This window comes from Winogradskyella sp. (assembly GCF_965228925.1).
Lineage (GTDB): Bacteria > Bacteroidota > Bacteroidia > Flavobacteriales > Flavobacteriaceae > Winogradskyella.
The window spans coordinates 3865351-3878971 of the sequence record NZ_OZ245845.1 but is presented as its reverse complement, the minus strand read 5'-3'; the positions used below and the strand labels follow the sequence as shown (position 1 = coordinate 3878971).

General features: G+C 37.6%; 15 protein-coding genes. 12 read left to right on the top strand and 3 right to left on the bottom strand.

The genetic code is table 11. The features are described 5' to 3' along the window. Nucleotides 1–191 precede the first annotated feature (191 nt). The 7 genes from ACO052_RS16105 (at nt 192) to ACO052_RS16075 (ending at nt 6772) form a co-directional block, all read left to right on the top strand. The gene (locus ACO052_RS16105) at nt 192–728 is read left to right on the top strand and encodes an RNA polymerase sigma factor (RefSeq protein WP_422104814.1); all 537 of its coding nucleotides are present in this window, start codon (nt 192–194) and stop codon (nt 726–728) included. Then, nucleotides 725–1348, top strand: coding sequence for a HEAT repeat domain-containing protein (locus tag ACO052_RS16100; protein WP_422104813.1), 624 nt, complete (start codon nt 725–727; stop codon nt 1346–1348). Before ACO052_RS16105 ends, ACO052_RS16100 begins: the two co-directional genes overlap by 4 nt. Before the next feature lie 80 nt (nt 1349–1428). After that, the gene (locus tag ACO052_RS16095; protein ID WP_422104812.1) at nt 1429–2451 is read left to right on the top strand and encodes a hypothetical protein; all 1023 of its coding nucleotides are present in this window, start codon (nt 1429–1431) and stop codon (nt 2449–2451) included. Between the two features lie 157 nt (nt 2452–2608). Further along, nucleotides 2609–4048, top strand: coding sequence for a serine hydrolase domain-containing protein (locus tag ACO052_RS16090; RefSeq protein ID WP_422104811.1), 1440 nt, complete (start codon nt 2609–2611; stop codon nt 4046–4048). A 127-nt stretch (nt 4049–4175) separates the two neighbouring features. Next, nucleotides 4176–4814, top strand: a complete 639-nt coding sequence (locus ACO052_RS16085; protein ID WP_422104810.1) for a GntR family transcriptional regulator — start codon at nt 4176–4178, stop codon at nt 4812–4814. A 19-nt stretch (nt 4815–4833) separates the two neighbouring features. Further along, nucleotides 4834–6321: a serine hydrolase gene (locus tag ACO052_RS16080; RefSeq protein WP_422104809.1), complete on the top strand. Its 1488-nt coding sequence runs from the start codon at nt 4834–4836 to the stop codon at nt 6319–6321. 127 nt (nt 6322–6448) lie between these two features. Further along, nucleotides 6449–6772, top strand: coding sequence for a YtxH domain-containing protein (locus ACO052_RS16075; protein WP_422104808.1), 324 nt, complete (start codon nt 6449–6451; stop codon nt 6770–6772). A 176-nt stretch (nt 6773–6948) separates the two neighbouring features. On the opposite strand, the gene ACO052_RS16070 is transcribed toward ACO052_RS16075, so the two are convergent. Further along, nucleotides 6949–7524 (bottom strand): GNAT family N-acetyltransferase, encoded by a 576-nt coding sequence (locus ACO052_RS16070; RefSeq protein ID WP_422104807.1) that lies wholly within the window; start codon nt 7522–7524, stop codon nt 6949–6951. An 86-nt stretch (nt 7525–7610) separates the two neighbouring features. Further along, entirely contained in the window at nt 7611–8249 is a 639-nt protein-coding gene (locus ACO052_RS16065; protein ID WP_422104806.1) for an alpha/beta hydrolase, read from the bottom strand. Nucleotides 8250–8301: 52 nt separating this feature from the next. On the opposite strand from ACO052_RS16065, the gene ACO052_RS16060 reads away from it, so the two are divergent. The 5 genes from ACO052_RS16060 (at nt 8302) to ACO052_RS16040 (ending at nt 13023) form a co-directional block, all read left to right on the top strand. Continuing rightward, nucleotides 8302–8724 (top strand): PaaI family thioesterase, encoded by a 423-nt coding sequence (locus ACO052_RS16060; RefSeq protein WP_422104805.1) that lies wholly within the window; start codon nt 8302–8304, stop codon nt 8722–8724. Between the two features lie 3 nt (nt 8725–8727). Then, a complete protein-coding gene (locus ACO052_RS16055; protein WP_422104804.1) occupies nt 8728–9843 on the top strand; it encodes a chorismate-binding protein in 1116 nt (371 codons plus the stop codon). A 30-nt stretch (nt 9844–9873) separates the two neighbouring features. Beyond that, nucleotides 9874–11634 carry a 2-succinyl-5-enolpyruvyl-6-hydroxy-3-cyclohexene-1-carboxylic-acid synthase gene (menD, locus tag ACO052_RS16050; RefSeq protein ID WP_422104803.1) on the top strand — a complete coding sequence of 587 codons (1761 nt, stop codon included), beginning with the start codon at nt 9874–9876 and terminating at the stop codon, nt 11632–11634. Nucleotides 11635–11740: 106 nt separating this feature from the next. Next, entirely contained in the window at nt 11741–12079 is a 339-nt protein-coding gene (locus tag ACO052_RS16045; protein ID WP_422104802.1) for a DUF2853 family protein, read from the top strand. Nucleotides 12080–12189: 110 nt separating this feature from the next. Beyond that, a complete protein-coding gene (locus ACO052_RS16040; protein WP_422104801.1) occupies nt 12190–13023 on the top strand; it encodes a S1 RNA-binding domain-containing protein in 834 nt (277 codons plus the stop codon). Here ACO052_RS16040 and ACO052_RS16035 read toward each other — a convergent pair. Beyond that, complete coding sequence (locus tag ACO052_RS16035) at nt 13012–13440, bottom strand: hypothetical protein (protein ID WP_422104800.1); 429 nt, start codon at nt 13438–13440, stop codon at nt 13012–13014. The two genes, ACO052_RS16040 and ACO052_RS16035, sit on opposite strands and share 12 nt — an antisense overlap. Between the last annotated feature and the right edge of the window lie 181 nt (nt 13441–13621).

Here is a 13621-nt window from a genome sequence, read left to right as displayed (position 1 = left end):
GGGTAGTGTCTTTCCAGTCTTACACAAAAAAAAAAATTTGATCGCACTTATCTGAAAATTGCCTAGTTCTAAGTATTGCCATCACTCGAGATATCCCAAACATTCCCTAATTTTAGAAATCGATTTATTTTTTTGCGACATTTTTTAACTAGCCACGTTATTAAGTCAACTAACCCATCGAAAACTAATTTTTGGAACGCTCAGAATTAATAAAAGCATGTAAGCAAAATAATCTAAAAGCACAGATGCAGGTCTATGAGATGTATAAGGACATGCTGTATAATGTAAGCTTTAGGATTGTTAAAAACCAATACGATGCTCAGGACGCTGTGCACGACGGCTTTATCAAAGCGTTTCAGAATATATCGAAGTTAGAAAACGACCTTAACCTTGGGCCTTGGTTAAAACGTATCGTCGTGAATTGTGCTTTGGACTTTTTAAGGAAGCAAAAAAAATTAAGCTGGCTGCACGATGCCAATCAGCTTCCAGAACTAGAAGACGCACAGGACGACTACGAGGAGAAGTCTTTAAAATTTGAAGACGTTAAAAAAGCAATAGATGGTTTAAAGGACAAATACCGAATTATTATTGTGCTGTACCTCATTGAAGACTATTCCCATAAGGAAATAGCTCAACAATTAGGCTTAAAGGAAAGCACGGTACGCAACCAATATGTAAGAGGGAAACGTCTTTTAAAGCAACAATTGCAAAATAGTATTGTATTATGAGTTTAGAGAAATTTATAAAGGAGCACAAATCCACTTTTGATGACCAAAAGATGCCAGAAAGCGCAAGGATGGATTTTGAATCCAGATTAAAAAAGGAGTTGCATCCTTCAGGTCGAGTCAAGCGATTACATATGATTAGGTATGCCTCGATTGCGGCGAGTATAGCATTATTAATGACTGTTGGGTATTTCTATAATGAGCATACCAAACATATTGAGAAAAGAGATAATCTGGTGTTGGCCTTAGACGAAAGTGACACCAATAGTTCGCGTTTAGAAGCTATCTATGAGATAGAGGATGCGTTTCAGAATGAAAAAGAGGATGAAAAAATTCTGAATGCCTTTTTTAAGATCTTAAAAGACGATTCCGATGCCAACTCTAAAATTGCTGTCATAGATGCACTATTGAAATTTCCAAATAATGCATCGGTACGGAATAATCTCATAGATGCGCTAGGTACCGAAAAAGAACCTATCGTGCAGCTTAAACTCATAAAATCAGTCGCTATTTTAAGAGAGCAACGGGCCAAAGTACCGTTGCAAAAAATTATGGAGGATAAAGAGGCTTTACCCTTAGTTAAAGGTAATGCTTCAGCCTTATTAGCCATGTTAAATCAATAATTCGCCTACGCTTTCAGGCTTCGTAGCAAGTACTTTGGCGAAGTAGGCAAAGCTATGGTGAACTAAAAAAACGAACAGAAATGAAAAAAATAATAACATTAGTAATACTACTTTTAATCCTAGGAGTAGGCCATTCACAGGACAAAGAAAAACGCATTAAATTCAATAGTGGCACCTTAAAAATATGCTCAAATTCGCATATGACCATTAAAGGCCATGATGGTGATGAGGTTATCATTAAAAGCCTAAATAACAAATCGCGTTTTTCCTATGTTTATGACTTTGATGGCAAAAACGGGAATTTAATAAAGAAAGAGAAGACATTAGACTCATTAGAGGAATCACTCGTAGATAGGAGTTTCTATTTATTATCCACACAATATGAAGATGCAGAATTGGAGAAAGGATTAAAACCCTTGGGTAACAAATCCAATAATCCTGCGGATAATTTGTATTTGGACATTACTGAAAAACCGGGAGAGTTAATCATTAAGGATTTTAAATTTAAAACATCCGGTAAGGATAGGGCCCTTGGTTATACTGTTAAATCTACGGATGCTAAAAAGAAGAATTCTAAGAAAAATTCGTACATAGGGTTGGCGAATTTGGCATTCTCAAATAACAAATATGAAATTTTAATTCCCAATTCCATTAAGCTATCTTGGAATGTGGAAGACTGCTCTAAGAAAAATTCAAATACCTTCTTTGTAAGAACAACATCACAGCCTTGGGAACTATCGGATTTTAAGGGTGAAGTGGAGATCTCAACCTCTTATAAGTCTATAACTTTAACAGATGTGGATGGACCCGTTATCGCCAATACCATTGGTGGTAACATCAAAGTGATATTCGATGGCGTAAAACCATCAAAGTTATATTCCTTAGTCAGCAATGATGGTTACATTGATATTACTTTGCCAACAGATGCCAATCTGAATGTAGATGCTATTGGCGATCGTATATTAAGCAATGTAGATTTTGAAGTTTTGAATGAAACCATCACTGAAGGTGCCAAGAGCATGAAACTGCAGTTAAATTCTGGGAAAACAAAGATGAAGTTAGACGCGGGGTCGGGCAACATCTATCTTAGAAAGCAGGAATAAACTAACTTCCTATTGTGTCTAGCGTATAAGCTAGACCATCCTACCAATATGTAGAATTCACAATTCTAGCATTGTAAGCATTGCATGGTGATTTATGATAACACCATGCAGTGGTTTACTAAAAAATTCATCAAATATTAATTTAAAACATGTAATTATGCGCATACTTTGTTATGTCATGACCTTATTGGTCATGGCCAGTTGTAACAGTCAAGAGAAAAGAGAGAGTGAATTATTAAAAGAAAAAATTGCTCGAATAGAAAATGGACTCCAATCCAATTTACGGGTGCAATATGGGGATAGTGTAAGTATTCAATATCATCATATCGAAGACCGAATGAAGGAGTTAAATATTAAGGGAATAAGTATAGCTGTTATGAATAATGGGGTGATTGAATGGGCAAAAGGTTATGGTATGGCCGATTCTAGTGAAAATCGTAAGGTCACGACAAAGACCTTGTTTCAGGCAGGTTCCATTAGTAAACCTATTGCAGCAACCAGAGCACTTCAACTTGTGGAAGAAGGTCAGCTCAGTTTAGATGCTAACGTCAATGACGTTTTAAAACGTTGGAAAGTACCAGAGAACGAATTTACAACTAAAGAAAAGGTGACTTTAAGACGTTTGTTAAACCACTCGGCAGGACTTACCGTTCATGGCTTCCCAGGCTACGCCATAAACGATACCATTCCCAGCGTTGTGGACGTATTGAACGGCAAAGGAAATACAGATTCAGTTCAGGTCTTTAGAGCACCTGGTGAGAAAGTCGGTTATTCCGGAGGTGGTTACACGGTGATGCAGCTGATGCTTACAGATATTGAGCAGAAAAACTTTTCGGACATTATGCAAGAAGAGGTTCTTAATCCACTTGGTATGACCTCAAGTACCTATGAAAACCCGCTTCCGAAGTCTTATCATAATCTTGCAGCCGCAGGATACAAATCCGATGGTTCTCAAGTACCAGGAAAGTGGCATACTTATCCGGAAATGGCTGCTGCTGGACTCTGGACAACACCTTCCCAACTTTTGCTATGGGCAAAGGATATCCAAACCACCTATCAAAGTCAAAAAGACGGATTTTTAAAGACAAAGACTGTTAACGAAATGCTTACCGATTATGGAAATAATCAAGGTATGGGCCCTTATGTGGTTGAACATGTATTTGGGCATGGTGGCTCAGATGAAGGTTTTGTTTCTGACCTAAGAATTTGGAAGGAACATCCCATTTCTGTGGCTATTATGGTCAATTCGGATAACGGAAATGATATTATTAAAGAGTTATTTCTAAGCATCGCCCAAGAATATAACTTGCCAGGAGTCTACCCAAGACTAAGGAAGTATAAGGAGCAGTCGAACGAAGAACTATCGCGCTATGTTGGGGACTATCAATTTTCTGAAGATGCAACGGCTCAAGTGATTATAAAGGATAATGGTCTAGAATTTAGTGGAGGACTAGTAAGAAACCCCATTTATTTATTGCCAGAAACAGAGACCCTGTTCTTTAGTGCCAAAACGGGGTTATATTTTGAATTTGTTTTTGAAAATGAATCAGTCACAAATTTGAAAGTCGTCGGGTATAACGGCAAAAAAGTGAAATAGTAATTATTTTTCTAATAAGTGTAACAATTAGAAAACTAGGTCATCTTTAGTTTAAAATATGAACCATAGGCCATTTCTAATTGTGTTAATTTCAAACTAGAAATCGTATACGATATATCATTTGTCGATGCTAAAAAAAATTATTTTTAAAGATGAAGTCAAAAAAATTCTCTTGGAGCATATCCTTGTAGGTCATATTAAACCTGGGGAACGAATTTCACTTCCAAGGGTGGCTAAAGAATTAGACTTAAGTGTTACTCCCATTAGAGAGGCCTTAACGCAACTATCAGAAACGGGGATCGTTAACTACATTGCCAATAGAGGGTTTTTTGTAATGGAATTGTCAATTACGGAAGCCAAAGAGATCTACGACCTCATGGCGGTGTTAGAGCGTAATGCGGTTAAGAATTCATCGTATACCACAAAGCAAATCGAAGAATTAAGAGGTATAAATGGGGCATTTATACATGCTAAAAACGCTTTAGAAATGTTGGACTATGATCGCTTATTTCATCAAAAGCTCATCGAAACCTATAACAACGGATTAGCTGTTAAAATAATTGAAAATCTCAGGGTGAGAATTAGCTTGTACGATTATGCCTTTTGGAACCAAGACCAAAAGCTAAAGTCCATAGCAATGCATGAAAAGATCATTAATTATTTAGCTGCTAACGATGTTACAAAGGCCTTGACTCTTGTTGAAGCTAATTGGATTCAAGGTGTACAATACATCATTGATAAACTCGAAAAAAACCTATCAAAATAACTAAAACACGATTTTAATAATGAAAAAAACACTGTACACCATTGTCTGTCTCTTTTTATTAGTGAGCTGTAAAGAAGAAGAAATACATACCCTTTCTCCAGAAGCCTTAAAAATTGAGACTGAAGTTCTAAAACAAAAAGTACTATTTGATGCCCCAGGCATCGCCATAGGCTTGATTAAAAATGATACTATTGTTTACACAGGTGCTCATGGGGTACGAAGTTTAGATACAAAAGAGCCGTTAACAACACGTTCCCTGTTTCATATGGCATCAGTGTCAAAACCCTTTGTGGCCACAGCTATTGTCCAGTTGGTGGAGCAAGGAAAGATTGACCTAGATGAAAAACTAACGCATTACTTACCCTATTACACCATGGCCGATGCGCGTTATAAAGATATCACCATCAAGCAGATGCTTGCCCATACCTCTGGCATCCCCAATATCGATGATTATGAATGGGACAAACCCCAATACGATGATGGTGCGGCAGAACGCTATGCCAGAAGCCAAAACACAGAAGTACTGGATTTTGAACCAGGGACGCAATATAATTACAGCAATCCCGCTTTTGATATTTTATGTGATGTGATTGCCAAGACCTCAGGGATGACCTTTGAAGCTTATATGAAACAAAGCATTTTTGAGCCTATCGGTATGAAAAACAGTACCTTCCTTAAGCCTGAAGTACCTGAGGATTTAGCGACGCAACCCCATGTATTTGGTGATAGTCTTCAAAGTGAGGTGAGTGCTATTTATCCTTACAATCGAAGGCATGCCGGAAGCTCTACCTTGCATTCAAATGTCGAGGATATGTTGTTATGGGCACAGGTATATTTAAATAAAGGCATCATTAATGGTAAGCGGATATATAGTGAAGCTTCTTATGAGTTATTGACTGCTGTACATACACCAGAAGACCAAAGAAAAATTTGCTTAAGCTGGTTTCCTGGAAGAATAAACGAGTCACCTATTTACTATCATGGTGGCCAGGATACAGGTTTCAACAGTTTCTTCGGGTTCGTTCCGGAGCATAATACAGCCATTGTAATGATGGCCAATACCGATTATTTCTGGCGAACCAACAATGCAGCAATTATATTAAAGAATATCATTTTTGATGATACGCTTCGATCTCGTGCGCCTATTCACTTCAAGCTAAAAGACTGCATTCTTAAGGGCGGCATTGAAAAAATGAAAGCTATATATTTCGAAGAAAAGCAGAAATCACCACAAGACTATTATTTTAATGATGGGGAACTCGATGATTTGGGATATTGGCTTATAGATAGAAATCATTTGAAACCGGCTTTAGACGTCCTGCTATTTCAAACAGAAGTAGAACCAGACCATGCAGGTTGGGTCGATAGCGTAGGGGATGCTTACAAGGAGATGGACAGCATTGATTTGGCCATAAAATGGTACAAAAAGGCTTTGGAAATGAAACCCGATCAAGACTTTTCGAAAGAGAAATTAGATAAACTTCTCGCTAGTCAACCTAAAGGATAGAAAACTTATCTAAAGGTTTTAGGATGGGTCTTTTAAGCTTGGATACTGGCATTGTATTTGTTTGTAACAAATCCCTAAGTTTTACTACTTACAAGTAAAGGAATTATTAATCTTAAAAGAAAACAACATGATACAATATAAAGGAGTTCTGGTTTTAGGCGCTTTAATAGGTGCAGGTGTTGCTGTATTATTAGCACCAGACAAGGGAAGCGTAACACGAGATAAATTAAAGAAAGAGGGTAAAGAGGTTAAGGATCAAATAGTCAATGACTTTAATGAGGTTAAGGAAGATGTCTCAAAAGCCGCAAAGTCTGGTAAAGACAAATTTAAGGAAGACCTTAAAGAGTTTGCCTCTAAAACCAGTTATAAAACCGAACAGGCCATTACCTTTTTAGAAAAGCAATTAGCGATTCTAAAGGAGAAGAACAAAACCCTGCAACAACCGAGTTAATAGGTTTTTAACGAACTGTCATTCAGAGCGACTCGTTCAACGCAGCTTCTCGGCTACCGTAGCCAAAGCTACTATAGCGAAGGAAGCTAACGAAGTTGAAAAGCGAAGCATCTAATCTAGAGTAAATTAAAGAGATTCTTCAGTCATTACATTCCTTCTGAATGACATTTTGTTGTTTATGCTATGACCGATAACAATTTCTGCTTTATCTGTGGCCATTCATCTTTTAGAATGCCATAACAGCAGGTACTCCGTCTAAAGCCATCTTTCATCAAGACGTCTTTGCGCAAGATGCCTTCAAGGGTAGCCCCCAGTTTTTCAACAGCACGTCGTGATTTCTTATTGCGCTCATCGATTCTAAACTCTACCTTCTCAAATTCCAAAGTTTCAAATGCATATTGAAGCATTAAAAACTTCATATTCGTATTCAACCCCGTACCTTGAAAGTCGTGACCAATCCAGGTCCAACCAATGTGCAGTAATTTGTTTTTCCAGTTGATCAACCCAAAACGCGTAGAACCCGCATAAGCCTCTTTTTCTTTGTCATAGATGATAAACGGGATTATGGTTTTATGATAATAGCCATCCACGGCCAATTGTACATAGGCTCTTAATTTTTCAGGCGTTGAAATATCGGAAGGGGAATAGAAAATAAGATCTTTTTCTTGGGCTATAGCCTCGAGATGTTTGTAGTTGCTTAAATCTATAAGACTTAGTCTAGCTCGGTTGTTTTCTAAAGTTGGTGCTTTCATATGTTGTCATTCCTGCGAAGGCAGGAATCTATATTAATTTAGTGTTAATTTTTTGAGTGGATTCCTGCCTTCGCAGGAATGACAGCCTAAACCAAATCATTTATATAATCCACATTAACCACATGTTTGCCTTCAAAAGGACGTATGGTCAAGCGATCACCAAATAATTCTGTCGCACGTGCTGTCTCATCTGCGATTCTATTCTCATCCAAAAACTCGTCATCGGTACCGTAAATGAGTTTCACCTTTGTATGAGGACTTAAGTATTCAAAATCTTCTGCTTTTAACTCTTTGGGAATACCACCAGAATGCATCACCAATTGCGAACATTGTAGCTTTTTATAAGCTAGATAGCGCATGGCGACACTGACACCTTGCGAATACCCGAAAACGATAAGCTTAACATGATCTGGCAGTTGTTCCACCTCAAAAATCGCCTCGAAATAATTGAGGATATTCTGCATACCTGCCACGGTATTGTCTCGTGTTAACCAATTGGCCCCAACATGCATTTTGGGCTGAATATAATATTTGCTGGGCGCTTGTGGTGCTATAATATAGTTGTCCTCAGGATTCAAACCCTTAAAATAACGCAAGAAATAACGGCTCAGATAGCCCATGCCATGGCATACAAACCAGACCGTTTTAGTAGTCTCAGTAAGGCTATTCAAAGTCGAGTAGGAGTTACCTGTTTGATACAGGATTTCTTTTTCTTCTGAATTCATTATTCTTAGTAGTTTCAGTATTTTTGTAATCGATTTTAAAAATACGTTTTATATGCAACTATCTAAAGAAGAATTTTTGCAAAAAGCCAATGCCATATCCAAGAATACCTTGCTAGAGACCTTAGATATTGAAATGATCGATTTTGGTGAAGATTTTATAGTTGCGCGTATGCCGGTAACCCCTAAAGTCCATCAGCCAGATGGCGTTCTTCATGGAGGTGCTACAGCGGCGTTAGCCGAAAGTGTCGGTAGTTTTGCGTCCCATGTCTTTGTGGATTTAGAGCAATTTTTTGTTAGAGGTATAGAAATAACAGCAAATCATTTAAAGAGCGTTAAGGAGGGCTATGTATACGCAAAAGCAACATTTTTACATAAGGGCCGTACCACACAGTTATTGGATATTAGAGTGACTGACGAGGCCGATAATTTGGTGTCGATTTGCCGCTTATCAACAATTTCACTGCCTAAAAAATAGTTGATGACTATACATTCATTTTTTGAAACTTTAGAACATCAGTATCGTAATCAATTACCCTTTGTCGTCTATAGTAGACCGATCAATTCTATCATAAAGTGTTGGCTGCAAAAGGACGATGCCTTGCACACCACAAAAGATTTTTCAGAAAGTGGTTTTGTATTTGCGCCGTTCGATTTAAATACGCCAAGTGTTGTATTGCCCGAAGCCCATTGTGAACACCACAAATTGGAAATCGCAGCATTAGAACTAGAACAGGATTTTGAACCATCTTCCTTGGTGAATAAAGACAAAGCAGACCACTTAGATCTTATTTCTAGGGGTATTAGAACAATAAAAAATGGCGACTTAGAAAAAGTGGTCTTATCTAGAAAAGTCGAGAAACCATCAAGCTCTAATCACCCCATAGCGATTTTTAAAAGGCTATTCAATACCTATAAAAATGCTATGGTCTACTGCTGGTACCATCCTAAAGTAGGGCTGTGGTTGGGTGCCACACCAGAATTGCTATTCAAAGTAGAAGGAAAACGCCTTACGACCATTTCATTAGCAGGAACGAAACCCTATTCTGAAAACGACCAGTTACCCTGGACCGATAAAGAGTATGAAGAGCAACAAATCGTGACAGATTATATTACGGAGCAAATCGCACCTTATGTCAGTCAAATAGACATTTCAAAGGTAGAAACCGTAAGAGCAGGTAATCTCTTACATCTCAAGACCTATATTATTAGCATGATCAAGGACGATTGCAGCTTAAAATCTATAATCGAAGCTTTACATCCTACACCGGCAGTTTGTGGTTTTCCAAAACAGCAAGCGAAAGACTTTATTTTAAAACATGAAGTTTACCATCGGGAATATTATACAGGATTTCTGGGAGAACTCAATTTAAAACAATCTAAAACTAGAAATACCAATCGGAGAAATGTTGAGAACAATGCCTATGGCATCGTTAAGACCCATTCTAATTTTTATGTGAATCTGCGCTGCATGCAGCTTAAGGACGATACCGCCATCATTTATGTAGGAGGTGGAATTACAAAGGATTCAGTGCCAGAAAATGAATGGGAGGAAACCGTGAACAAAACTAAAACAATCGTTAACGTTTTAAGCTAAAATAAAGAGATTCCTTATTTTTGTAGCTTGATGACATATTCCAATATTCCCTTATCCCAAACGGTAGTGACCTTATGCAAAACGCATAATGTAAAGCATATTATAATTTCACCCGGGAGTAGAAATGCACCCTTGACCATTGGGTTTACTAACGATGATTTTTTTGAGTGTTACAGCATAGTCGATGAACGCTGTGCCGCATTTTTTGCCCTTGGAATTGCCCAACAACTACAAGAACCAGTGGCCGTAGTTTGCACCTCTGGTAGTGCCTTGCTCAACTATTACCCGGCAATTTCAGAGGCGTACTACAGCAATATACCATTGGTGGTGTTGTCTGCTGATAGGCCAAAATATTTAATCGATATTGGTGATGGGCAAACCATAAAACAAAAAAATGTTTATGGAGAGCATGTCTTGTATAGCACAAATTTGAAGTTAGACCTCAAGGAAGAAGAACATCATGGAACAGATGAGGAATTGCCTATTCTTAAGAGTATTGAAAATAAACTTGAACACTTTTTAGGACTTCAGAAAGGGATTCAGACTTATAATGAATCGGAGGTGCATGAGGCTTTAACCATATCTAGAATAAAATCGGGACCAGTACATATTAATATTCCCTTTGAAGAGCCCTTATATGATACCGTCGATGAATTGACGATCAACCCCAAACCCTTTAGTCTGAAAGACAGAAAAGAAACAGTTGATGACTTTGAAATTGAAAGTCTTTTGGATGTTTGGCAGGCTGCTAAAAGAAAAATGGTTTTAGTTGGGGTGCATCAACCTAATTCGATAGAAGAGCAATGGCTACAAGAATTGGCCAATGATGGTAGTATTTTGGTCTTTACAGAAACGACCTCTAATTGGCATCATCCAGATTTTTTCCCTGGAATAGACAAAATCATTGCGCCTTTGGGCGACGAGGAATTTAAAGCACTTCAGCCGGATATTTTATTGACCTTCGGGGGTTTAGTGGTATCCAAAAAGATTAAAGCATTTTTACGAAACTACAAGCCAAAGTACCATTGGCATGTCGATTTATTTAGAGCGAATGATACGTTTTTTAGTTTGGATAAGCACATAAAATTATCGGCCAATACATTTTTTGCGACATTTTTTCCTCGGATAACGGTACATACAAAAAGCGATTATAAGACCTATTGGTTAGCTGTAAGACAAAGACGTCGTAAGCGCCATGAGGATTATATAAAGACCATTCCATTTTCGGATTTTACGGTTTTTGATGCTGTATTAAGGCGTATTCCTGAGCAAAGTCAATTACAGGTAGGAAATAGTTCTGCCATTAGATATACGCAATTGTTTCAATTGCGGAACGATGTTACCGTGTTTTGCAATAGAGGAACCAGTGGTATTGATGGTAGTACAAGCACTGCCATTGGTGCAGCAGTGGTCAGTAAAAAGCGCACTACATTTATTACGGGCGATTTGAGTTTCTTTTACGACAGCAATGCATTATGGAACAATTACATACCCCAAAGTTTTAGAATTATTCTTATCAATAATCAAGGTGGGGGAATTTTTAGGATTTTACCGGGACACAAGAACACGGAAAATTTTGATATGTACTTCGAAACCAAACATCAATTAACGGCGACTCAGCTTTGCGATATGTATGGCTTTGACTATATAAAGGCCACAGATGATACCTCTTTAAATTCAGCTTTGGAATCTTTTTACAATGCTTCAGAACGCCCTAAGTTACTGGAGGTATTTACACCATCAACGCGCAATGATGAAATCCTTTTAAACTACTTTAAATTCATAAAATAAATTTTAGGCTAAATATGATTTCGTGTGACGCGCCTATTTTTTATGTGTCTAAAAAATATCTTACCTTTAGTGAGACAATATATTTAACCTATAAACAAGTAACAACATGAGTAAAAGAGATGAATTAATCGCCAAGTATGCTGCAGATTTAAAGGAAAAATGTGGTGTAGATGCAGATATGGATCTATTAACCAAAGTAACCATTGGCTTAGGACCTTCCATTTACAATGCCGATTCGTCTACAGTATCAGGTTCCGACGAAAAAGAACTAGCTACGGTGAAGAACAATTTTCTAATCAAAAAATTAGGCTTAAGTGAGAGCGATGGCTTAGATGGTGCCATTGCATCTGTTATGGATACCTATGGACAGTCTAATAGAAATAAATACAGAGCGGTTGTCTATTACTTGTTGGTAACCCATTTCAATAAAGCATCTGTTTACTAGTAGATTACACTCGTAAATCATAAACTTCAACGCTGTAATTCATCAATTGCAGCGTTTTTCTTTGTCTAAATTTCGTTTTAGTATGTCGCTAATATCAATACCTTTGTGCCATGATACATTTAGGCGAATACAATACATTAGAGATTTTAAGGGATACAGAACCTGGCTTGTTTCTGGGTGATGGGGATCAAGACGAAGTTCTATTGCCTAATCGCTATGTTCCAGAAACATTCGAGATCGGTGACCAGCTAGAGGTATTTGTTTATCTGGATAATGAGGAACGCCCTGTAGCTACCACAGACCAACCTTATATAAAGAAAGGGGATTTTGCAGTATTGCGCTGTAACCAAGTGACCAAGTTTGGAGCTTTTTTAGATTGGGGTCTCGTTAAAGAATTGTTTTGCCCTTTCAAGGAACAGGCATTTAAGATGAAGGCTGGCGGATGGTATTTGGTCTATTGTTATTTGGATGAAGACACACAACGTCTTGTGGCTTCAAGTAAAACCAATCGCTTTTTAGACAATAAGGAATTAACAGTATCTCAGTTCGATGAGGTCGATTTGATTGTTTCTCATCCCTCTGAAATTGGTATGAATGTCATTGTCAACAAAAGACACTTAGGACTTGTCTTTAAGGATGATATTTATAAGGATATCAGTGTCGGTGATCGACTAAAGGGTATTGTTAAAAAAGTACGACGAGATAATAAGTTGGATATTTCCTTAAGCCAAATAGGTTATAGAAACATTGAGCCGAGTGCCGCATTTATTTTAGAAGTTTTAAAGGATAACAGTGGTTTTTTACCCCTTCACGATAAATCGAGTCCAGAAGTTATAAAGGAACAACTCCAAATGAGCAAGAAGAGCTTTAAAAAGGCGATAGGCTCGCTTTATAAAGACCGATTAATTTCAATTGATGCCAACGGAATCACTTTAATTAAGTGATAGCATAAGGCTTTCCTTAACTCTCCCGTATACCGAATTTAGGCACTCGTAGATATCTTTAAAGTGTATTTGCTGCGATTCGCAAAAGTTGTTTTCAATTTCCGCATCCATTTTACTAGCGTGATCATGGCTAACAACGCCATAGGCGATCATATTTGGTAAGGCTGGCTTTATTTCCTTTGCGTCCAACAAGGATATGGAATACGAATTGACACGATTGGCAATGAGACCAAAAGGCCGCGATTGCCCAAAATAACTAACTAGGTTATGTATGGTATCTCGCGCAGAAATCATATCTACATGAGTACTTTCATTAAACTCAACAACGGCGATGTGATTAAAAAAGTACAATACACCAACCTCAGTCTTTACTTCTTTTAATATATGTTTTGCAACATTTGAATCTGTGATGCTCATAGTCTTGTTTTAAAGGCTAACCGTTAATTCAGTAAAGCGATACTGCTCAATGTTATTAGAGCATAGTGAGGCTTAGGTCAATCAGTAAGAACTAAGGTTAGCAATTATAATCAATGCAAAATGGTCGCAAATATATTATGCTTGCATAATAAAATCAAATAAAAAAAGGCCTTTAATTCAT